Origin of the sequence: Methylobacterium sp. UNC378MF, from assembly GCF_900103195.1 — a bacterium.
GTDB lineage: Bacteria > Pseudomonadota > Alphaproteobacteria > Rhizobiales > Beijerinckiaceae > Methylobacterium.
Window position 1 is genome coordinate 133,282 of sequence record NZ_FMWU01000014.1, and the last position, 21,739, is coordinate 155,020.

Annotated in this window: 20 protein-coding genes, 1 pseudogene and 1 riboswitch; of the genes and pseudogenes, 4 read left to right on the forward strand and 17 right to left on the reverse strand. The window is 67.7% G+C overall.

Annotation, left to right across the window (positions count from 1 at the left end; translation table 11 throughout):
* The first annotated feature begins 433 nt into the window (after nt 1–433).
* Complete coding sequence (locus BLT59_RS16245; protein ID WP_091782203.1) at nt 434–1,852, forward strand: TadE/TadG family type IV pilus assembly protein; 1,419 nt, start codon at nt 434–436, stop codon at nt 1,850–1,852.
* Between the two features lie 271 nt (nt 1,853–2,123).
* Here the strand turns inward: BLT59_RS16245 and BLT59_RS16250 are convergent, their stop codons facing one another.
* From BLT59_RS16250 to BLT59_RS16290, 10 genes are all read right to left on the reverse strand, one after another.
* On the reverse strand, nt 2,124–3,008 hold the full coding sequence (locus tag BLT59_RS16250; protein ID WP_175544033.1) for a sigma-70 family RNA polymerase sigma factor: 885 nt from the start codon (nt 3,006–3,008) through the stop codon (nt 2,124–2,126).
* Between the two features lie 98 nt (nt 3,009–3,106).
* Nucleotides 3,107–3,469 (reverse strand): cupin domain-containing protein, encoded by a 363-nt coding sequence (locus BLT59_RS16255; RefSeq protein WP_244514019.1) that lies wholly within the window; start codon nt 3,467–3,469, stop codon nt 3,107–3,109.
* A gap of 95 nt (nt 3,470–3,564) precedes the next feature.
* Entirely contained in the window at nt 3,565–4,314 is a 750-nt protein-coding gene (locus BLT59_RS16260; protein WP_091782213.1) for an SDR family oxidoreductase, read from the reverse strand.
* Nucleotides 4,315–4,522: 208 nt separating this feature from the next.
* Nucleotides 4,523–4,978 carry a carboxymuconolactone decarboxylase family protein gene (locus BLT59_RS16265; protein WP_175544034.1) on the reverse strand — a complete coding sequence of 152 codons (456 nt, stop codon included), beginning with the start codon at nt 4,976–4,978 and terminating at the stop codon, nt 4,523–4,525.
* Nucleotides 4,979–5,278: 300 nt separating this feature from the next.
* Nucleotides 5,279–8,122, reverse strand: coding sequence for an aminomethyl-transferring glycine dehydrogenase (gcvP, locus tag BLT59_RS16270; RefSeq protein WP_091782331.1), 2,844 nt, complete (start codon nt 8,120–8,122; stop codon nt 5,279–5,281).
* Nucleotides 8,123–8,215: 93 nt separating this feature from the next.
* Complete coding sequence (gene gcvH / locus BLT59_RS16275) at nt 8,216–8,578, reverse strand: glycine cleavage system protein GcvH (RefSeq protein ID WP_091782216.1); 363 nt, start codon at nt 8,576–8,578, stop codon at nt 8,216–8,218.
* A gap of 26 nt (nt 8,579–8,604) precedes the next feature.
* A complete protein-coding gene (gene gcvT, locus BLT59_RS16280; protein WP_091782219.1) occupies nt 8,605–9,750 on the reverse strand; it encodes a glycine cleavage system aminomethyltransferase GcvT in 1,146 nt (381 codons plus the stop codon).
* 148 nt (nt 9,751–9,898) lie between these two features.
* Nucleotides 9,899–9,999, reverse strand: a riboswitch (glycine riboswitch).
* A gap of 260 nt (nt 10,000–10,259) precedes the next feature.
* Entirely contained in the window at nt 10,260–10,466 is a 207-nt protein-coding gene (locus BLT59_RS30660; RefSeq protein ID WP_139174059.1) for a hypothetical protein, read from the reverse strand.
* Nucleotides 10,467–10,523: 57 nt separating this feature from the next.
* Complete coding sequence (locus tag BLT59_RS16285; RefSeq protein WP_091782334.1) at nt 10,524–11,306, reverse strand: anti-sigma factor family protein; 783 nt, start codon at nt 11,304–11,306, stop codon at nt 10,524–10,526.
* A 29-nt stretch (nt 11,307–11,335) separates the two neighbouring features.
* Nucleotides 11,336–12,112, reverse strand: a complete 777-nt coding sequence (locus tag BLT59_RS16290) for a sigma-70 family RNA polymerase sigma factor (RefSeq protein ID WP_244514020.1) — start codon at nt 12,110–12,112, stop codon at nt 11,336–11,338.
* Nucleotides 12,113–12,399: 287 nt separating this feature from the next.
* Here BLT59_RS16290 and BLT59_RS16295 point away from each other — a divergent pair, with 287 nt between their 5' ends.
* The 3 genes and pseudogenes from BLT59_RS16295 to BLT59_RS16305 all read left to right on the forward strand — a co-directional run bounded on the left by BLT59_RS16295 (nt 12,400) and on the right by BLT59_RS16305 (nt 14,401).
* The gene (locus tag BLT59_RS16295; RefSeq protein WP_091782222.1) at nt 12,400–13,368 is read left to right on the forward strand and encodes an MBL fold metallo-hydrolase; all 969 of its coding nucleotides are present in this window, start codon (nt 12,400–12,402) and stop codon (nt 13,366–13,368) included.
* Nucleotides 13,369–13,454: 86 nt separating this feature from the next.
* Entirely contained in the window at nt 13,455–13,862 is a 408-nt protein-coding gene (locus BLT59_RS16300; RefSeq protein ID WP_244514024.1) for a tetratricopeptide repeat protein, read from the forward strand.
* A 62-nt stretch (nt 13,863–13,924) separates the two neighbouring features.
* Nucleotides 13,925–14,401 (forward strand): annotated as a pseudogene (locus tag BLT59_RS16305) (DoxX family protein).
* Nucleotides 14,402–14,754: 353 nt separating this feature from the next.
* Here the strand turns inward: BLT59_RS16305 and BLT59_RS16310 are convergent.
* From BLT59_RS16310 to BLT59_RS16340, 7 genes are all read right to left on the reverse strand, one after another.
* A complete protein-coding gene (locus tag BLT59_RS16310; protein WP_175544035.1) occupies nt 14,755–15,855 on the reverse strand; it encodes a YeiH family protein in 1,101 nt (366 codons plus the stop codon).
* Between the two features lie 28 nt (nt 15,856–15,883).
* A complete protein-coding gene (locus BLT59_RS16315; RefSeq protein ID WP_091782231.1) occupies nt 15,884–16,225 on the reverse strand; it encodes a SorB family sulfite dehydrogenase c-type cytochrome subunit in 342 nt (113 codons plus the stop codon).
* A 12-nt stretch (nt 16,226–16,237) separates the two neighbouring features.
* Nucleotides 16,238–17,446 carry a SorA family sulfite dehydrogenase catalytic subunit gene (locus tag BLT59_RS16320; protein WP_091782234.1) on the reverse strand — a complete coding sequence of 403 codons (1,209 nt, stop codon included), beginning with the start codon at nt 17,444–17,446 and terminating at the stop codon, nt 16,238–16,240.
* A gap of 91 nt (nt 17,447–17,537) precedes the next feature.
* Nucleotides 17,538–18,347: a GntR family transcriptional regulator gene (locus BLT59_RS16325; protein WP_091782237.1), complete on the reverse strand. Its 810-nt coding sequence runs from the start codon at nt 18,345–18,347 to the stop codon at nt 17,538–17,540.
* 75 nt (nt 18,348–18,422) lie between these two features.
* A complete protein-coding gene (locus tag BLT59_RS16330) occupies nt 18,423–19,412 on the reverse strand; it encodes an Ldh family oxidoreductase (protein ID WP_091782241.1) in 990 nt (329 codons plus the stop codon).
* A gap of 4 nt (nt 19,413–19,416) precedes the next feature.
* The gene (locus tag BLT59_RS16335) at nt 19,417–20,358 is read right to left on the reverse strand and encodes a hydroxyacid dehydrogenase (protein ID WP_091782244.1); all 942 of its coding nucleotides are present in this window, start codon (nt 20,356–20,358) and stop codon (nt 19,417–19,419) included.
* 12 nt (nt 20,359–20,370) lie between these two features.
* Entirely contained in the window at nt 20,371–21,735 is a 1,365-nt protein-coding gene (locus tag BLT59_RS16340; protein WP_091782247.1) for a cation:dicarboxylate symporter family transporter, read from the reverse strand.
* Nucleotides 21,736–21,739 lie beyond the last annotated feature (4 nt).

A 21,739-nucleotide genomic window follows, 5' to 3' on the forward strand; every position in this document is an offset into this window, starting at 1 on the left:
TGGCTACGATACGAGTAAGGCGCGAGGGTCCAGTTCCGGAAGGCCAAGGTTGGGTTCCACTCGCGAGCGGGATTGGACTGTTGGCTGCCAATGGCTGCTTTCGGGAAGCGCTGACAGCCGCCTGCTCGTCTGACATGGGTCGTATGCGGTAGGGCCGCTTGGGGTGGGTTTCCGTCCGTCTGCTTCCGAGCAGCAAATGCAAAGAAGCGGACGTCGTTGTCCCACGGAAACGTCAACCCTAAGAGGGTTTCGAGGCGTCAGGCCAGCGACCGTGAGGCGGCCGTGATGCCGATCTGAGGTCGGGCTCGGCTATTCTCAGCTCAAGCGGACGTGCTGCCAAAACTCCTGCTCAACCAGCTTTGGCCGAACACATCTTTAATTGAAGCATGCTGCTGTGCGGGTGTTCGGGGGAACGCGCGCAAACGGTATCAGAATGGCCTGGCGGAGCCGTACCCGCACGTACCTCAAGTCTTTTAACCATAAAGCACAGCGCATTTCGTGTCGCTTTCAGGCCGACCGTCGCGGCGCTGTGGCTCTTATCTTCGGCCTTTCCAGCATCGTCCTCCTCGGGCTGGTCGGAGGTGGCATCGACTACGGCCGCATCTCCTATCGCCGGAGCCAGATGCAGAATGCAGTTGATGCGGCCGTGCTCGCGGGCGGCAATACACTCAAACTCGCACCCTCGAACTCGAGCGCGGTGGCCAGCATCGTGGAGCGGATCATCGGCGAGCAGGCGCCGTCCCCGCCAGATCGACCTCTGTCGGTGCAGGTGACGGTCGGCAGCGACAAGACCAGCGTGGCCGCCACCGCCACCGACAACTTCAAGCTCGCCTTCGGCGGTTTCGTAGGGCTCAAGAGCGTGCCGATCGCGGTGCGCTCGACCGTCAGGATCATGGGCAAGATGCGCCTGTGCCTTCTCACCCTCGACCCCGCGGCCAAGGGCAGCCTTCACTTGGAGAAGAACGCCAACCTGTCGGCAACTGCCTGCTCGCTATACGCGAACTCGACCAATGCGCAGGCCATTCAGGGCGACGACAACGCCATCGCCAAGGCTGAAACGATCTGTGCTGTTGGCGGTGCTAAAACTGACCGTGCTAATTTCGCGCCGCCGGTCACGGCGGGCTGCCCGGCGATTAAGGACCCCCTGGCGGCTACCGTCACTGCGCCGGCGCCGGGTGCCTGCGTCACCGTTAGCTCGACGGCCGGTCCTGGTCCGGGCAAGGGACCCGGCGGACCTGCGGCAGGCAACGTTGCGGTGACAGCCACCACGACGCTCGATCCCGGCACCTATTGCGGCGGCCTGCACATCACCGGGTCAGCGAACGTCACGCTCAACCCAGGCGTCTACATCATCAAGGATGGCCCGCTGATCGTGGATCAACAAGGTACCATGGCCGGGCAGGATGTCGGCTTCTACTTCATGGGCGATGCCGCCGGTGTACGCTTCGACACCAACACCACGATCAGCTTGACGGCGCCCGTGAGCGGACCATTGGCGGGCTTCCTGATGACGGAGGAGCCGAGCGTATCGGCTCCAGTTCCTCCGCCGCCGGGCCCGAAAGGGTCACCACCGTCGCCACCGAGCCCGCCCTCGAAGCCGCTCCGCGAGTATCGGATCATCAGCAACAACGCTCGCACGATGCTTGGCACGATCTACTTGCCGGCTGGTCGTCTGATCATCGACGGCAGCGCAGCTGTGAGCGATCAGTCCGCCTACACGGTCGTCGTCGTGCAGCTCCTCGATCTCTACGACGGACCGACGCTGTACCTGAACGCCAACTACGATGCGACGAGCGTTCCAGTGCCGAAGGGGGTCGGCCCAATTTCGGGAAAGCTTGTGCTTACCCAGTGAAACAATGAGCCGTGCCTCTATCGCCGAAACTAGACGACGCGAGTAGCCAACTCTGACGCCTTACCATGTCACAATAGGTCGAAATAGCGCCGAGGAATGACCGCTATTGAGCAGTCCCGAAGGCTATTCTGATAGCTGGGTAGGGTGGGAATCCGCTGGTCCGCTTCTGAGTGAAAAGGCAGCGAAGCGGACATCGCTGCCGCGCCCATTTCGTTTAGTCGCCCATAAGAAGCCCGTCCGGCTCGGCCGGAGGCCCCTCACATTGCCACGCTTAGCGTAATAGCGCACTTGCCTGCGCGACGTGGCGGAGCTTGTCGGGATTGCGGGTGATGTAGATCGCGGTGATCCGGCCGTCCTCGATGGCGAGCGCAGTGGTTTGGAGAACGTCGCCGCGTTCGCGACTGACATACCCGGGTAAGCCGTCGATCCAGACGGGTTCGAGCATCTGCGCCCAGCCTTGTCCCCATTTGCGCCGCACACCCTCGAACATGCGCAATAGGCGCTCCAATCCGGTGATGGGGTTGATGAAGGCCAGAACCTTGCCGCCGCCATCGGAGCGCAGCACCGCGTTCTCGGCGAGAAGGGCACGCAGCGCTGCGGTATCGCCGCTGGAGGACGCCGCGAAGAAGGCCCGTGCGATCCGCTCGCCCTCTTCGCGCTCTACGGGGAAGCGCGGACGCGCAGCCTCCACGTTCCGCCGCGCCCGGACGGCGAGTTGGCGCACGGCCGCCGCCTCCCGGTCGAGCGTGTCCGCCACCTCGCCGAGCGGCACGCCGAAGACGTCGTGAAGGAGGAATGCCGCCCGCTCTAGCGGGGACAGGCGCTCCAGCGCCATCATCAGCGTCAGCGTCAGGCCATCTTCGTCCACCCCATCCTCCTCGTTCTCGACGAGCGGCTCGGGCAGCCAAGCGCCGACGTAGGTCTCCCGGCGGGTGCGAGCCGATTTCATCTCGTCGAGGCAGAGGCGCGTGACGATGCGCGCTAGGAACGGGTAGGGAGCAGCGACCTTCGTCTGGTCCACCGCCACCCAGCGCAGCCAGGCATTCTGCACGACATCCTCCGCTTCGCTGTGCGAGCCAAGCATGCGGTAGGCGATGCGCAATAGCCGCGCTCGATGGGTCTCGAAGGTCGCCGTGGCGATTTCCGCCTGCGACATGGGCCGTCCCTCGTGAACGAAGCCGGTTGAGCGAATGTGGACGACCATCGCCTATCCTTGCCGCCTTGAACAGCTGAGTTCCCGCGCCGTGGCCGTTGCTACGGCCGGTCGGGCGTCGTCAACACCCGGTCGGCCGTATCCACGACGAAGACTGCGAGGAGCTTGGAGGGCTCGACATCACTGGCATTGGCGCTGACACCGTGGTGATCACCGGGCATTTCGACGAAGCTCTCGCCGACGCGGAAGATCTTCTCCGGGCCGTCGTTGATCCGGCTGCGCACCGCACCCTCGATCACAGTTGCCGTGATGAAGGCAGACGCGGCGTGGGTGTGGGACGGTGAGGATCCGCCCGGACCGTACTCGACGAAGACGCCGCGCAGGCTCTTGCCGGGAGCCGAAGGCAGCGGATGGTCGAAGATCGTCGTAACGCGGGCCTCGCCCTTTGCGACATCGGCCGCCATCGCAGGAACGGCGGAGACGGCAAAGAGGGCTCCCAGCAGAAATGCTCTAGACATCGAAGAGGTCTTTCTTTGTTGACGGGGAGAAGCGCAGCGGTTCAGGCGGCAGCGAGCCAGCTCTCGAACCCCGTCGGCCCGAGCCGCGCCGTCTCTGCATGCTCGGGAACAAGCGAACCCTTGTCGAGCGCGGCGCCGAAGTAGCGCGCCGCCCTGTCGGCTCGCACCTCCCGACGGTCGCCGGTAGCTGCGATCGAGTTGGCGACGAAGTCGCGGAACGGCAGACGGTCCGGCCCGGCGATCTCGATCGTCGCGTTGCGCGGGGGAGCAAGCGCGACATCGGCGAGCGCTGCGGCGACATCGGCGGCGGCGATCGGCTGGAAGTCAGCGTCGGGAACAACGATGCGGTCGCCTGCGACGGAAGCCTGGGCAATCGTCGCGACGAACTCGAAGAACTGCGTCGCCCGGACGATGGTGTAGGGAAGGCCGGAAGCCGCGATCAATCCCTCCTGCGCGACCTTCGCGAGGAAGTATCCGTTCCCTTCCAGGCGGTCCGTGCCGACGATGGATAGGGCGACGTGATGCTTAACACCCGCCTCGCGCTCCGCGGCGAGGAGGTTGCGGCCAGAGCGCTCGAAGAAGTCGAGCACCGCCGCGTCCTCGAAGGACGGAGAGTTCGACACGTCGACGACGACGTCAGCTCCGGCAAGAACCCCGGCCAAGCCTTCGCCCGTCAGCGCGTTCACCCCGGTGCTCGGCGAAGCGGCGATGGCCTCATGTCCTTGTCGCGAAAGTTCGGCCGTCAGGTGACGCCCGATGAGGCCGCTTCCGCCAATCACCACGATCTTCATGGCACCCGTTTCCTTGTTCGAGAATGGACGGCACGGCTCCTTGCCGCTTTCAGGCGTCCGTCGAACAAAGGACGAGGCGGACTGGGCCCGATGTGACATGCCCCGGGGAAAATCAGCGATGTGAGACGCGGAACTGCGGCCAGGGCTCCATTGACATCGGCGGAAACGGGACGGCGCTGGCGCCGCCCCTGACGGAGCGCAGAGCCGATTAGGCCTTCGCCTGGACCGGGAGACGGAAGGGTGCGCCGAGGCGATTGAACGCGTTCATCGCGGCGATGGTGATCGTCAGATCGACGAGATCCTTGGCCGCAAAAACCGCGCTCGCCGCGGCATAGGCCTCGTCGGAGGCGTGCGTCTCGCTGACCAGCGTAACTTCCTCTGCCCAGGCGAGAGCGGCACAGTACTGTTCAGAAAACAGGTGAGGCACCTCGGCCCAGACCGGAACCAGGACGACCTTCTCCCACGGCATGGTCTTGAGAAGGTCCCTGGTGTGCAGGTCGATGCAGTGCGCGCAGCCGTTGATCTGCGACACTCGCAGGAAGATGAGGTGTATCAGCTCATGGGGTAGATCGGTGCCAGTGGTGATGTAGTGGTGAATGCCATAGAGCGCTTTGGCACCCTGCGGGGCTACCTCGTTCCAGACCAGTCGCTCGATTTCGCTCATGTCTCGTCCTTGTGCTCTGAGCGCCGGAGATCGACGTTCAAAGCCATGACGAGCCAAGCGACCCTGGTGTGACATGCAATGCCACGTTCTCTCACCAAGCGTATTATCTTGCAGCCGAGAGCATCTACGTCCGCTTCCAAGCAGGTTGAGCAGGTCGCTCGATGACCGACATGGGTCGTTAGGGGGTTGTCCGCTTTTCCGTCGGACCATCTCAGAAGCAGCCATTCCGCTTTCGGCCAAATCCGGCCGGCCGCTTCGCGCCTATCTCGGCTGTTCAGGATGCTCGAAAGCGGACGCCGTTCACTCGGCGGTGTCATATGCCTCCGGCGGTGGGCAACTGCACACGAGGTTGCGGTCGCCGTAAGCGTTGTCCACCCGGTTGATCGGCGGCCAGTACTTGTCCATCCCACGTGCGCCGACGGGGAAGCAGGCGGTCTCCCGGGAGTACGGCCGCTCCCAGGCGCCGATCAGGTCCTGCACCGTGTGGGGTGCATTCTTAAGTGGGTTGTCGGCCCGATCTGAGCCACCGGTCTCGATCGTGCGGATCTCCTCGCGGATCGCCAGCATCGCGTCGCAGAACCTGTCGATCTCGCCCCTCGTCTCGGACTCCGTCGGTTCGATCATCAGCGTGCCCGCCACCGGCCAGCTCATGGTCGGCGGGTGGAAGCCGCAGTCGATCAGCCGCTTGGCCACGTCTTCGTTCGTGACGCCCGCGCTCTTCTGGAACGGCCGCAGATCAACGATGCACTCGTGCGCGACGCGGCCCTTCGCGCCCGTGTAGAGGATTGAGTAAGCGCCCTCCAGCCGCTTGGCGATGTAGTTGGCGTTGAGGATCGCCACGCGGCTCGCTTGGGTCAGCCCGTGCCCGCCCATCATGAGGCAGTAGCTCCACGAGATCGGCAGGATCGACGCCGAGCCGAACGGCGCGGCCGAGACCGCGCCCGCCTCTCCAGTGCGCGGGTCGCTCGGCAGAAACGGGATCAGGTGCGCCTTGACGCCGATCGGACCCATGCCGGGCCCGCCGCCGCCATGCGGGATGCAGAAGGTCTTGTGCAGATTGAGATGGCTCACGTCCGCGCCGATGTCGCCGGGCCGGGCGAGCCCGACCAGTGCGTTGAGGTTTGCTCCGTCGAGGTAGACCTGGCCCCCGTAGGCGTGGGTGATGGCGCAGATCTCGCGCACGCGCGCCTCGAACACGCCGTGGGTCGAGGGGTAGGTGATCATGCAGGCGGCGAGTTTCTCCGCATGCTGCTCGGCCTTGCGGCGGAAGTCCTCGACGTCGACGTTGCCCTGCGCGTCGGCGCAGACCACCACGACGCTCATCCCGCACATCTGCGCCGAGGCTGGGTTGGTGCCGTGTGCCGAGGACGGGATCAGGCAGACGGTACGGTGCTCCTGCCCACGCGAGAGATGGTAGCCCCGGATCGCGAGCAGGCCCGCGTACTCGCCCTGTGCCCCCGAGTTCGGTTGCATCGAGATCGCGTCGTAGCCGGTGATCGCGCAGAGCTTCTGCGACAGATCTTCGATCAAGGCGCGATAGCCCTGAGCTTGGTCCTCGGGCACGAAGGGGTGGATCTCCGAGAACTCCGGCCAGGAGATCGGCAGCATTTCGGCGGTCGCGTTGAGCTTCATCGTGCAGGAGCCGAGCGGGATCATTGCCCGGTCGAGGGCGAGGTCGCGGTCGGCCAAGCGGCGCATGTAGCGCGTCATCTCGCTCTCCGCCCGGTTCATGTGGAAGATCGGGTGGGTCAGGTAGGCGGAGGTGCGCCGAAGCGCCTCCGGCAGCCGCGGCTTGGGCCACGCCTCGTCGTAGGTGAGGTCGGCGCCTCCGAAGGCACGCCACACCGCCTGGACGATGTCGGGCCGGGTGCGCTCGTCCACTGTGATGCCGACGCGGTCCTCGCCAACCTTGCGCAGGTTGACGCCGTTGGCGACCGCATTGGCCAGGATTACGCCCTGGAACGGGCCGACCAGCACCGTCACCGTGTCGAAGAAAGCGGCGTGATCGGCGGTGAAGCCGAGGCGCTCCAGCCCTTCGGCCAGGCGCACCGCGTCCCGATGGACACGATTCGCGATCGCTTTGAGCCCCATCGGTCCATGGTAGACCGCGTACATCGAGGCAATGACGGCGAGCAGCACTTGGCTCGTGCAGATGTTCGAGGTCGCCTTCTCGCGGCGGATATGCTGCTCGCGGGTCTGGAGTGCCAAGCGGTAGGCGCGGTTGCCGCGCGCGTCCACCGAGACGCCAACGATGCGGCCTGGCAGTGCCCGCTTGTGAGCGTCGCGGGTCGCCATATAGGCGGCGTGGGGGCCACCGTAGCCCATCGGCACGCCGTAGCGCTGCATCGAGCCGACGGCGATGTCAGCACCCATCTCGCCCGGCGCCTTCAGCAGCGTCAGCGCGAGCGGGTCGGACGCAACGACCGCAACGGCATCTGCCCCGTGTAGGGCCGCTATCACCGCCGTGAAGTCGCACACCGCGCCGTTCACACCCGGGTACTGGAAGATCGCGCCGAACACCGCTTGCGGGTCGAGGTCACTGAGGGGGTCGCCGACCACGACGCGCCAGCCCAACGGCGCAGCGCGGGTCCTGAGCACCGCGATCGTCTGCGGCAGGCAGTCCCGATCGACGAAGAAGGCGTCGGCTTTCGAGCCTGCGATGCGCTTGGCCATGCCCATCGCTTCGGCCGCCGCGGTCGCCTCGTCCAACAGTGAGGCATTGGCGACGTCGAGTGCGGTGAGGTCGCAGACCAGCGTCTGGAAGTTCAGTAGCGCTTCGAGCCGGCCCTGGCTGATCTCCGGCTGATAGGGCGAGTAGGCCGTGTACCACGCCGGGTTCTCGAAGATGTTGCGCTGAATCGCGGGCGGCATGATCGTGCCGTGGTAACCCTGCCCGATAAGGGAGACGAGAAGTCGGTTCATGTCGGCCGTCTCCCGCATCCGCTCGATCGAGCGCCGCTCGGTGAGAGCGCGCCCGAACTCGATCGGCTCAGCCTGCCGGATGTCGGCGGGGAGCGTCTCGTCGATCAACGCGTCGAGGCTCGGCGCGCCGACGCGCTCCAGCATCTCGGCGATCTCGTCGACGGTCGGGCCGATGTGGCGGCGATTGGCGAAGTCGTAGGGATCGTAGTTGCTGGCGGTCATGGTCATCGGCGGGTCACGCTTTCAGATCGTCACGCTGTTGGCTGATCTGGGCTCTCGTCGGCGGATCGACGCGCCGGCTCCTCCATCGTGCGATCATTTGTCCAGGGCGTCGTAGGCCGCCGCATCGAGGAGCGCCTCCATCGCGGCAGGGTCTGTAAGGCGCATCCGATAGAGCCAGCCCGCGCCCTGTGGGTCTGCGCTGACGCTGGCAGGGTTGCTCACAGCCACCTCGTTCACCTCGGTGACCTCGCCGTCCAGCGGCGCATAGACATCGGAGGCCGCCTTGACCGACTCGACCACGGCGGCAGGCGCGCCTTTGGTCAGCTGCATCCCGATTTTCGGCAGTTCGACGAAGACGAGGTCGCCGAGCTGTTCGGCGGCGTGCGCGGTGATGCCGACCGTGGCGATCCCATCCTCCAGACGCAGCCACTCGTGCTCCTCCGTGAATCTCAGCATGAAGCTCTCCTCGGGCGTCTCTCGGATCAGCCGCGCTTGAAGCCAGCGGCAACGAAGGGCAGGCCGGTGACGATGGCTGGCAAGCGTTGGCCGCGCACCTCCGCGAAGACGCGCGTGCCGGATTCGGTCATCGCGGCGGGCAGGTAGCCCATTGCCGCGGGTGCCCCGAGGCTCGGCCCGAAGCCGCCCGAGGTGACGCGGCCGACGGACACGGCATCGTCGGCTGCCGCGAAGAGGGGCGCTCCGGCCCGCACGGGTACCCGCCCCTCCGGTAGCAAGCCGATGCGGCGGCGGGCGGGGCCCTGCTGAATCTCGGCCAAGATGCGGGCCGCGCCTGGGAAGCCGCCGGACCGGGCGCCACCGCCGCGCCGGGCAGGCGAGATCGCGAAGGTCAGGCCGGCCTCGACGGGGCTCGTAGCCGCGTCGATGTCGGCGCCGTACAGGCAGAGCCCGGCCTCCAGACGGAGTGAGTCGCGCGCGCCGAGGCCGACCGGCAGCACGGCGGCGTCGGCGAGCAGCGCCTCAGCGATCGCCTCGGTCGCCGCGAGTGGCGCCGAAATCTCAAACCCATCCTCGCCCGTGTACCCTGAGCGCGTCACAAGGCAGGGCACGCCTGCGACCTCGATTTCGCGCGCGTCCATGAAGCGCATCCCCGCGACCTCAGGGGCCAGCACCGTGAGCACTGCCTCTGCGGCGGGACCCTGCAGGGCTAGGAGCCCTCGATCGAGCTTCTCGATGGAAACTGCGCCGGGCAGGCTCGCCTGCAGGTGCGCGGCGTCCGCCCCCTTACGGGCGGCGTTGACCACGAGGACGAGCCGGTCGCCGAGGTTGGCGACCATCAGGTCGTCGAGGATACCGCCGGCCTCATCGGTGAGGAGCCCGTAGCGCTGCCGGCCGGGCGGCAGCCCGACCACGTCGGTCGGCATCAGCGCTTCGAGGGCGCGCGCGGCCTCGGCTGGATCGTCGGCGCGTAGCGCGATCTGGCCCATGTGCGACACGTCGAACAGCCCGGCGGCGGCGCGCGCGTGCAGATGTTCCTTGAGCAGGCCCGCCGGGTACCGGACCGGCATCGCGTAGCCAGCGAACGGCACCATGTGCGCGCCGAGGCGCAGGTGCAGGTCGTGGAGCGGCGTACGTTCGAAGGGGACGGACTCGGCGGCCGATGCCGGCATCTGGTTCCTCCGCAACAAAGGTCCCGGACGCACCGCGCTAGCGCGTCCGACCACCCCCATCTGTCGCGGTTACCTGAGAGCTTCCCCCACGCCAGGGACGCGGGGTTTCTCCTTCGGTGGACGCCGTGCGGCGCCTCTCTCCAGATCGTCCAACGATGCGGTGATTGTGCCTGAGAGTTTCCGGGGGTGGTTGCTCCGTCGGCGCCATGCCTAGCTTTCGGCTAGGCTGGGCTCTCCCGCATCGCCTTGAGGACGGGTCCAGAAAAGCACACGGTGCTGCGCAGCACAACATCAGATCGGCGCGCCCAGTGCCGCCGGTCAGTCGCGTCTGCTTTGGCCGGACACCCGTCCGGTAGCGGTCGGGCAGCTCTCGGCCAGACTCCGTCACGCCGGATCGTCAGCACGCGCAGGACCGGACATTCAGCCGATTGTGGCGAAGACCCGTAAGAGACCTTCTTCTCGAGTGACTACCAAGCCGAAGGCGTGAGAGCGGCTCCGCAATGACCGGATCAGACGCTCCGTTCACCACGCGAGATCGTCGACGTGCAAAGCGGCGCTTTGGGCCACGAAGAGGAGACCTGTTGCGCCACCCTGTTCGGGGCAGCCTCGAATGGATGAGGAACTAGGTAGCCTGTCAGCATGACGAGCAACCACAGCGATAGGCCGCCGACGATATCGCTGCCGTGGAGCGCGTGGTCACGTGGATCGTAGGCCATGTCTAAACTCCCTCCGAACGTGCTGGTCTGAAGCGATCCGGTACAGCACGACCGTCCTCACTGGGTCCGGGACCGCAGAAAATCCTGGCGAAGCTGCAGCAGATCCTCGTCCGCCACGTCTGAGACTGCGCAGAACGTGAGATCGTTCGAAGTCCACCAGACCATGTTGTACCCTCGCTCGCTGTAGCTCTGCGCGGCGGGCTCGCGTGCGGGCCAGACGAAGACGTTGATGACGTGCCCGTTCCGCCGATAGACGATGACCGGGACCGGCTGGCCAGCGATGTAGTCGAGCCGCCCGCCGACAAGAGGAAAGCCCTGCGCGGCGAGGTCGACCACGGGCGGCGAGACGTTGGCCTTACCGTTGAACCACGGTTTGACCGTGTGTCGGTCCGAGGTTTGCACGTCGGTGAGGTGATCCACCAGCAACGACCGGACGTGGCTCGACACGATCTCGTCCTGAAGCGAAGGATGCTGGCGCGGGACCGCCAGAACGAGGAAGAGGCTCGCGGCCAGGGCACCGGCCGATGGGATGAAGCTCCAGCTCCTAACAAAGCCGAGGACTTGTGCGGTGGGTCGACGCGCGTCGCGCTTCGGTTGTGGGACCGCTCGCGAGACGGCGTCGACCACCTGTGCGCGCACGTGCTCCGGGACAGGCCACGCGACGCCATCCTGTCCGATGGTTCGCCGCAGGGACATGAACCGCTCAACCTCGGCGCGACAATCCGGGCAGGTTGCGAGGTGGGACTCGAACGCGAGGGTGTTCGCCGCGTCGAGTTCGTCGTCGATGAAGCCGTGCAGCGCCACGGCCCAGTGTGCGCAGCCATCAGGATCGCGGGTCATCAGGGTCAAGCCTTCTCGATCCGAGGGTCCTAGATCCAAGCCTCGGCGAACGCGCTTCTGGCTCGCGCCAGGCGCGACATCACTGTCCCGATCGGCAGCGCCGTAACCGCCGCGATCTCGCGGTAGGAAAGCTGCTCCAGCTCGCGTAGCACGAGCATCTCGCACAAGGGCTGCGGCAGGCCGAAAAGGACGCCGCGTACCTGCTCCGCCTCGCTCTTACGGATCAGGGCCGCCTCGGGCGTGTCCTCCTCGGAGACCGCCCGGTCGAGCACCGAGCCACCCTCGAAATCCTCCTCAAAGCCCGTATTGGGATCGGCTTCGTAGCGGGCGGTTCGAGCCCGCGCTGCGCGCCAGTCGTGATGGCAGTTGCGCACGATCGCGAACAGCCAGGTCCTGACGTTGCCATCCCGGAAGCTGCAGAAGTGGCGGCAGGCCTTCAGGAACGCGTCCTGCACGATGTCGTGGGCGGCGTCGGCATCGCGGCTGAGGAACCGGGCGAAGTTGTACGCCGCGTCCATTTGCGGGAGCACCAGCCGCTGAAACCGTTCGCTGGCTTCGGCGTCGAGAGCCGGATGGGCGTCGTCGTGAGCGACCGAGGACGCGGCGACCAATCCCGCGGCAGACGAATGTGCCCCGGGCATTTGCCGGCGAGCGGGAGGGGCGACGATCATTGCCCACATCTGGCTGAACTCATCGACGAGTGAGCTCAGGCATCCCGTGAGCCGATCGAACGGCGTCGCTGCATCCGCGCGGTAAGCCCCAGTGGCGCTGTGCAGATCGTGAGTGGCCATCAGTTTGTTCGCCATCGCCCTCGCTCGCTCATCGTGCCGTCGCGCCGCTCGGTGCAGACCTCTCCTTGAGAGACTACCTTCCCGCTCGTTTTATTCTCGCCCTCCGTAATTTCGCCGGTGCCGCTTCGATCGACGAAAAATTTTGAGAATAAATCGCCGGCGCTCTCGGTCTCTCTCAATAGTGAGGAGCAGCTATGCCAGGCTGCGCACCGGAGGAGAGCCTCTTCTTCGGTTCGGATGCCTGACGAAGCGAACGTGCCCTCACTGTTCGAGACCCGACACTCACACAGGAGAGGGTGTTCATGGTGACGTTATCTCGCCGGGCCGCGTGTGCGGCCTTGGGCGCGGCGGCGGCTTTTGGCCTGAACCGACCGCTGCGCTTCGTTCCCGCCGCCGGCGCCATGCCGGTCGAGCCGACCGTCGGCTTCCGCAGGTTCAAGGTCGGCTCGGTCGAGGTCACGGCGGTCTACGACGGCATCTGGCGCAAGCCGCACGACCCGGCCTTCATCAAGGACGTGACCGTCGACCAAACCAAGGAGGCGCTCGCCAAGGCCGGCTTGACGACCGACTTCATGCCGATCCCACTGACCGTCTTCGTTCTCAAGCTCGGCGACCGCTACGTCATGTGCGACGCGGGTTCCGGTGTCGGGCAGTGGCAGGCCAATGCCACGCACCTGCCCGGCAACATGGCTGCAGCAGGCATCGACCACACCAAGATCGACACCATACTCATCTCACACTTTCACCCCGACCACGTTTGGGGGCTGATGCAGAAGGGCACCAACGCGCCGACCTTCCCGAACGCCGAACTCGTCGTCAGCAGCACGGAGTATCGGTGGTGGACCGACCCGGAGCGGCTCGGGAAGTTGCCGGAGGGCCGGCGCGGCGCGGGCAAGCGGATCGCGGACGTGTTTCCGACCTGGAAGAACTGGCGTCTGGTCGAGGACGGGTCCGAAGTCGCGCCCGGCGTACGGTTCGTCTTCGCGCCCGGCCACACGCCCGGCCACTCCGCGCTGCTGGTCTCCTCCGGCACAGAGCAGCTGATGATTTCGGCCGACACGATGTACGTGCCGGCGCTGCTCGCGCCACATCCCGACTGGCAGGGCAGCTACGACCAAGACGGCCCGATGGCGATCGGCACCCGCCGCATGCTGGTCGACCGCATCATCGCCGACAAGGTTGCGATCTGCGGCTCTCACTTCCCGTTCCCAGGGTCCGGCACCTTCGTCAGGGACGGCAACGCCTACGCGTTCACGCCTGCCGAAGCCTGACCCCTATCAATGTGCGAGGAAACCAGATCATGACGAACAGCTCCTCCCTGCGCGCCGTCGTGTTGGCCGCCGGCCTCACAGCGACCATGCTCGCCGCGTCTCTTCCCGCCTTCGCTGTCGATGACGACTCGTCGGATGGGGCGGTCGACCTCACCTCGGTGCGGACCAAGATCGCCGCCAAGGATTACAAGGCCGCGCTGACCGAGCTGCGCGATCTCGCTGAGGACAACCAGCAGGCCGACGTCTACAACCTACTCGGCTTCACCCTGCGCAAGACCGGCGACCTCAAGACATCGCTGACCTACTACACGAAGGCTCTCGAGCTGAAGCCGGACCACAAGGCGGCACGCGAGTACCTCGGCGAACTGTATGTCGAGATGGGCGACATGGCCAAGGCCAGGGACCAGCTCGCCGCGCTCGGCAAGCTCTGTCCCGGCGGCTGCGAGGAACGTGCGGATCTCGAGAAGGCGATCGCAGCGAAGACGGGCGGCTGATGCCCGAGGCGCGGGACCGATGGCGGTCCCACGCCCGGCTCTCATCAATCGAGAACTCCGCCATGACCTGGTCGTTTCCTGCCATCCCGACACCCGTGCGCGACGGCCTGCTGCTGCTCGCGCGGCTCCTGCTCGCCTGGATCTTCATCCATGAGGGGTTCGTCCTGGTGTCGAACCTCGACGGCACCTTCGCCACGATGGCTAAGCTCGGCGTGCCGGCCGCTCTGGCAGTCGCGACCATCCTACTTTAGCTCGGCGCGGGCCTAGCCGTCGCGGCTGGCTGGCAGACGCGAGCGGCCGCGCTGTCGCTCTGCCTCTTCTGCCTCGCGACCGCTATCCTGTTCCATGCGAACTTCGCCGCTCGCAACGAGCTGCTGCACTTCGAGAAGGATCTGGCAATTGCCGGCGGTATGTGCGCCCTCTTAGTCGTGGGCGCTGGTCGGCTTTCTCTCGACAGCCTTATGCACTCATGGAGGGCGACAAGCGCGAAGACTACGCTGAGGTGCTTCTTCAAAGACAAACGTGGGCGTCTTGGATAGAGGCAAAAGCCCCGAGTGCCGTTCTCTGCTACGAACGCTTCGCTTTGATATGAGCCGCTGTGCTCCCCCCATCCGGCAGCCCATCAGTGGACCTTTTAACCTTCCGCAAAGGATCGATAGGGGCCTGTCCGCTTTTCCGGCAATTCTTCTCCGAAGCGGACGAGCCGCTTGCGGCCAGATGACGTCACGCCTGAACGCCATTGCTTGCAGAACCGGACGTTCGGCTTTGCGCCCATTGCAGTCATTCAGCCGAATGCGACGCCGCCCCAGAACCAGACGTCACACAACGGAGAATCGATTTGGGGCCCTGGTGAATTCTATGACGGCAGCAGTGGCCGCGATCTCGGCCGCGCTCAGCCGATCCCGAGGCCGCGGATGAGCAGGACCGCGATGGCCAGGAGCACGAGCAGCGAGGCGGTGACCGCCAGCGTCACCCGGCCGCCGACCTGGACCAGCACGCGGACATCGACACCGAGCCCCAGCGCGGCCATCGACACGATGGTGAGGAAGCCGGCGATCCGGGCGAGCGGCGCGACCCAGCCGTCCGGGATCAATCCCAGCGAGCGCAGCGTGGCGAGCGCCAGGAAGCCCAGCATGAACCAGGGCACCAGCTTGAAGAAGCCGAGCCGCCCCGGCGCGGCCTTGCCCGTCGCCCCCGCTGCCGGCAGGCGCGGAGCGAGCAGTGACAAGGCGAGCACCACCGGTCCGAGCATCAGAACCCGAACCAGCTTGACCAGCGTACCCACCTGCGTGGCGAGCGGGCCCACCGGGACGGTCGCGGCCAGCACCTGCGGCACCGCGTAGACGGTCAGCCCCGCCAGCACGCCGTACTGGTGCTCGCTGAAGCCGGCGAGCGGCACGAACAGCGGCAGGCCGAGCACCATCAGCACGCCCAGCACCGCCGTGAAGGCGATGGCCGCCGCCACGTCCCGGCTGTCGGCCCCGATCACCGGGGCGACGGCCGCGATGGCCGAGTTGCCGCAGATGGCGTTGCCGCAGGCTATCAGCAGCGCCATGCGCACGGGCAGACCCAGCGCGCGGCAGAGGGCGCAGCTCGCCAGGATGGTCAGCGCCACCGCCCCGACGATGCCGGCCAGCAGCGCCGGCCCCGAGGCGACGATGGACCCCAGGCTCACCGCGGCGCCGAGCAGGGTCACGGCCACCTCCAGCACCTGCTTGGCCGAGAAGGCGATACCGGCCTTGAAGAGCGCGCCCGGCACCCAGGCGGTGCGCAGGGCCGTGCCCAGCAGGATGGCTAGCACCAGCGCCTCGACGTAGGGATGGCCGGTCAGATGCTCCTCGCCAGCCTGCAGACCCTGCGCCACCGCCGTGATACCCAGGCACAGGAGCACGCCTGGGAGCAGGGTCACGGCCGTCCCGGCCCAGGCGGATGCGCGCCGCGGTTGGGACGGCGTAGGTTCTGACCGGTCCGGAGCGGCGGTTCTTGCGATCATCGCGCGGCCTCCTGTCCGGTGTCGGCGCTCAGTAGGTCGCGCCGAGATAGGCGGCGATGGCCCTGGCCTGCTCCTCGGCGATCGGCGCCCGGTAGACCTTGATCATCTTGGCGACCTCCGCGTCCCAGAAGGCCTGGCCCTTCTTCGGTGGCTGCATGGCGACGTAATCCGCCGAGTGGCAGGTCATGCAGGTCTCCTGCGCGGCCTGGAAGCCGGCCGCGTGCGCCGCATCCGGGGCCGGCCGGAACTGCGCCGTCGGCTCCGGCAGCGTGTAGGTGTCCGGCGCGGCGCGCGCGGAGGTCGCGGCCAGTGCGGGCGCCAGCGCGAGGGCGGCGACGATCGACGCGCGAAGCGGGCGGGTGCTGGACATGCCGATCCTGCTTCAGGTCGCCCGCACGCGGGTCGTCTCGACGACGTTGCGCATGTATCCGGCGGGGTTCCAGCGCGGCTCCATCGGCTGAGTGCCCCCGTCGTTGCCCGTGGCCCGCACCCGCAGGGCGTGGGTGCCCGGCGCCAGCTCGACCGCCGCGGTCCAAGTCCGGAAGGCATAGCGGCCGAGATCCTGGCCCAGCGCGGCTTCGATCCAGCTCCGGCCATCGTCACCCGAGACCGCCACGGACTTGATGCCCGAGCCGCCGTCGAAGGCGATGCCGCGCAGGTCGACGCGCCCGGCCTTCACCTGCGCGCCGTCGGTCAGGTTGGTCACGAACGAGCGGACGTTGAACCGGCCGATCGGCACGGTCTTGTCGGGCGCCTTGCCCGGCTCAGTGCAGGCGCAAGAATTGTCGGGGATGCGGTAGGCGGACTTCATCCAGAAGCCATCGAAGGGCTTGTCCAGAACGGTGATGGTGTCGAGGTGCTTGACCCAGTAGGTCCCGTAATAGCCCGGCACCACGAGGCGGAGCGGGTAGCCGTTGAGCCAGGGCAGATCCGCGCCGTTCATGCCCCAGGCGAGCAGCACCTGACCGTCGCCGGCCTGGTCGAGGGACAGCGCCTTGGCGAAGTCCGGTGTCTCCGGCAGGACCGGGCGGTCGAGCCCGTTGAACGCGACCTGCACGGCCCCGGCCTTTACGCCGGCCCTGTCGAGCACGCTCTTCAGCGGCACGCCGGTCCAGCGGGCGCAGCCCATGGCGCCGTTGGCGAGCTGGCCGCCGGCCATGCGCGGCTCGAAGAAGCCGCGGGAATTGCCCGAGCACTGGTTGACCGCCACGATCTCTGTCTGCCCCGGCAGGGCCTTGAGGTCCGCCAGCGAGAGTTCGACGGGCCGCTCGACATGGCCCGTGACCGCGACGCGGAACGCCTGCGGGTCGATCTCGGTGGGGATGTCGGCGAGGTGGTAGCGGACGAAGAAGGCGTCGTTGGAGGTAATGGCGCCCTCGTCGAAGACCGCGAACGGCGTCTCCAGCTGCGGCGGGCGCGCGGTCATCTGCAGGAGCGGCCGCTTGCCCGGATAGGCCACGAGCGGCCGCGCGCCGTTACCGAAGGGCAGCGTCGCGGTGTCGCCCGCCCGTGCGCGCGGCACGCCCCCTACGGCGGCGATAGTGCCGAGCGCGGTCAGCCGCATGAAATCCCGTCTTCCGCGATCGGTCATCGCGCGCTCCTCGTTCAGGCTGTCGCAGCGGAGTTCCGGTTCGGCGCGCCCCGCCCTCGATTGCGGGGCGACGCCTCGGAGCAGATCCCGGTCAGCGCAGGACCGAGAGGTAGTGGATGTCCTGAGTCAGGCAGGTCGAGAGGCGCCACTCGACCGGCCGTTCCTCCAGATCGATGGCGACGCGGTCGATCTCGAGGGCGGGGGTCCCGGCGGGCACCTCGAGCAGTTCGGCCTCGCGCGCCCCGATCGCCACGGCCTTCAGGCGCTCGTTGGCGGTTGCGATCGTGATGCCGTAGCGCGTGGCGTAGAGGCTGTAGAGGGTGTTCGGCAGCTCGAGCTGGGCGATGCCCGGGAACAGGCTGGCGGGCACGCTGATCGTCTCGACCACGCACAGCTTGGCGTCGACAGCGCGCACGCGCTCGATCCGGACCACCCGGGCCGACCGCACGAGGTCGAGCCGCCCGCGCTCGTCGGCGCTGGCGGCCGCCTCAGCGATCCCCGTGACCCGGCTCGTGGGCATGCCGGTGCCGTCGCCGTCCGGCCGCAGCTTCAGGAAGCGGAAGACGCTCTGCTTGTCATCGTGATCGGCCACGAAGGTCCCGCGGCCCTGACGGCGCACCAGCAGGCTGTCGGCAGTGAGCGCATCGAGGGCCTTGCGCACCGTCCCCTGGCTGACCCCCAACTCAAGGGCGAGCTGTCCCTCGCTCGGCAGGATCTGGCCGGGCTGCCAGACCGCGTCGGCCAGGCGCTTCAGCAGCGTGTCGTAGACCTGCCGGTAGAGCGGGCGGAAGCCGACCGTGCCGGTGCGCCCCGAACCTGCCTGTCCTTCGCCTGACCGTTCCATCGCGTGACGACGCAGAGCCCCATCCGTGGGTAGAGCGTCGAAGGATGTGTCCAGCACCTCTCCCTCCTCTCGCTTACGTGGCTCTTCCGACGGGAGCAATCATAGGTTCTTCCTCCGCACAGGCGATCCGCGTCACAGCGCCTCGATCTCGGCGACGAGGGCTTCGGCCACGTCGAGGCCCGCCTCGGCGGCCCGGCGGCGGAGCCCGAGCCGGCGGCTGCCGGGTAGCCGGGCGCCGTCCTGCGCCTCAATCGCGTCGGCCAGTGCCGCGAAGCGCTCCGGCGCGTCCGGGCTGAGCGCTGACGCGTCGAGGGCGAGGATCAACTGCCCGGTCCCCGGCGGGTCGCCCGCGGCGTCGAGGAACGAGGAGGCTTCGCCGGCGAAGCGCGCACCGACGAGGCCGGCAGCGAGCAGCTCCACCATCAGGGCGAGCGCCGTGCCCTTGGCCTCGCCCAGCGGCACCATCGTGCCGTCGAGGGCTGCCTTGGCATCGGACGTCGGGCGTCCCTCCGCGTCGAGAGCCCAGCCTTCGGGGATCGCCTCCCCGCGCTTGGCCGCCCCGACGATGTTGGCGCGGGCCACCTTCGACAGGGCGAGGTCGACCACGATCGGCGCGCGGCCCGGCAGCGGGCAGGCGAAGGCCAGCGGGTTGGTGCCGAACACCGCCTGACGTCCGCCCCAGGGGGCCATCGCGGCGGGCGTGTTGGCGAAGAGCAGCGCGACGCAGCCCTGCTCGGCCAGGGCCTCGACCGGGCGGCCGGCCGCGCCGCAATGGTGCGAGCGGCGGATGCCGGCGGCCGCAACGCCTTGCTGCCGGGCGAGGCTGGGCAGCGCCTCCAGGGCGAGGTCGAGGGCCGGATAGGCGAAGCCGTGTGCGGCGTCGACCGCGAGCAGGCCCGGCCGCGGGCGCTCCGCCCGCGGGACTGCGTCGCCCACGACCTTGCCGGCGCGCACCTGCGCGCCGTAGGGCGCCACCCGCGACAGGCCGTGGCCCTTGAGCCCGTCCGCTTCGGCGCCGACCAACGCCCGGGCGACGCTCCGCGCCGCAGCCTCGGCCGTGCCGCAGCGGATCAGGGCCGCCTCGGCGAGGGCCTCTACCTCCGACAGAGTGAGGTTCGGCATCGGCTCAGCGCTCCGTGAGATGGCGGCGGACGGCCTGCGCCGTGACGGCGGAGACGCGCACATTCGATTCCTGCGTCACTCCGGCGATGTGCGGGGTCAGGATCAGGTTCGGCACGTCCGCAAAGACGGCGCCGGCCTCCGCGTCGAGCGGCTCCCGATCGAACACGTCCAGCGCCGCGCCGCCGAGATGCCCGGACCGCAAAGCTTCTGCTAAGGCGGCCTCGTCTACCACGCCGCCCCGGGCCGCGTTGATCAGGATTGCGCCCTCGGGCATCCGGGCCAGCGCCGCCGCGTCGATCAGGCCGCGGGTCTGATCGGTGAGCGGCACGTGCAGCGAGAGCACGTCGCTCTGCTCGATCAGGGCGTCGAGCGCCTGCCGCTGCACGATGCCGTAGGCCGGGTTCCAGGCCGGGTCGCTCTCGGCGACGAAGGGATCGTGGGCGGCGATCGCCATGCCGAGGGCCGCGGCCCTCTGGGCGGTCTCGCGGGCGATGGCGCCGAAGCCCACGAGGCCGAGGCGCTTGCCGGAGATCTCGCGGCCCAGCAGGGCGTTGCGCGGCCACGTGCCGGCCGCGACGCGGGCCGTGGCACCGTAGGCGCCGCGCAGGAGCAGCATCGCGGTGGCGACCACGTACTCGGCGACCGCGACGTCGTTTGCGCCGGTCGCCGGGTAGACTGCGATGCCCCGATCCCGGCAGGCCGGCCCGTCGATGTTGTCGAGGCCGACGCCGAGGCGTCCGACGACCTTGAGGTCGCGGGCGGCATCGAGCAGGGCGCCGCGCACCTGCGTCCGGTTGCGGACGATCAGGGCGTCGGCCCCCGCCACGGCGGCGGCGAGATCCGCCGGCCGGTCGACGAGGCCGGGATCGTACAGGACATCGAACCCGGCGAGCTCGGCCGCGATCGTCGCCTCGTCCATGAACTCGCTGATGATGACCTTGGGCATGGAGGGTCCTTCTCAGGTCGCCGGCACGGCGGCCGGGAGGGGGCGGCGGAAGGCCGCCGCCGGCTCGCGGGCGGGGATCGCGTCCGCCACCGCGTCCTCATCGTCGAGGAGATCGAGATTCGGGGTGATGCGGCCGTCGAGCACCGCCCGGGCGTGGGCGAGGTCGATCTTGCCCTCCCAGCGGGCGATCACCAGGGTCGCCACCATGTTGCCGACCGCGTTGGTCACGCAGCGCAGCTCGTTCAGGATGCGGTCCACCCCGATGATCAGCGCGATGCCCGCCACCGGCAGGAGCTGCGAGGCCTGGAGCGTCGCGGCCAGCACGAACAGGATGGCACCCGCCACGCCCGCCACGCCCTTCGAGGTCACCAGCGCGATGGCCAGGATGCCGAGTTCCTGCTCCCAGGTCAGCGGGATGTTGAGGGCCTGCGCGATGAAGCCGATCGCCATGGTCAGGTAGATGCACGAGCCGTCCATGTTGAAGGACAGGCCGGCCGGCATCACGAGGCCGGTGACGCTCTTGTCGACGCCGAGCCCGTTGAGCTTGGCCATGATCCGCGGCAGCACCGATTCCGAACTGGTGGTGCCGAGCAGGATGAACAGCTCTTCGCGGGTGTAGCGGAACAGCTTCCACAGGCTCAGGCCGACGTAGAACCGCATCACGCCGCCGAGAAAGACCGCGATGAACACGATGAAGGTCAGGTAGAGCGAGACGATCAGCATCCCGTACTGGGCGAGGATGCCGAGACCGAACTTGCCGATCGTGAAGGCCATCGCGCCGAAGGCGCCGACGGGAGCGAAGTGCATGATCAGGCCGACGACCTTCATCAGCACGTCGCCGAAGGCGTGGACCACCTTGAGCGGGAACTCGCCGCGCCGGCCCAGCATCGCCAGCCCCATGCCGACGAGCACCGAGAAGAACATCACCTGGATCAGGTCGCCCTTGGCGAAGGCGTCGACCGCGCTGTGCGGGATGATGTTGGCGACGATTTCCATCGGCGACTGCGCGTGGGCCTTGCCGGCGATGCCGGCCACGAGCTTGGCGTCGAGGCTGTCGACCGTGGCGTTCACGCCGTCGCCCGGCCGCAACAGGTTGACGAACAGGAGGCCGGCGGCGAGCGCCACCGTGGTGGCGACCTCGAAGTAGAGGATGGTCTTCAGGCCCATCCGGCCGACGCTCTTCATGTCGCCGACATGCGCGATGCCGACCACGACCGTGCAGAAGATGACGGGGGCGACGATCATCTTGATCAGGTTGATGAACATGTCGCCGAGGATCTTGCAGCCCACCGCGAAGTCGGGCGCGACCACGCCGACGCCGATGCCCAGCGCGATGCCGAGCAGAACCTGGCCGTAGATCGACCGAAGCAGCCTCATGCGT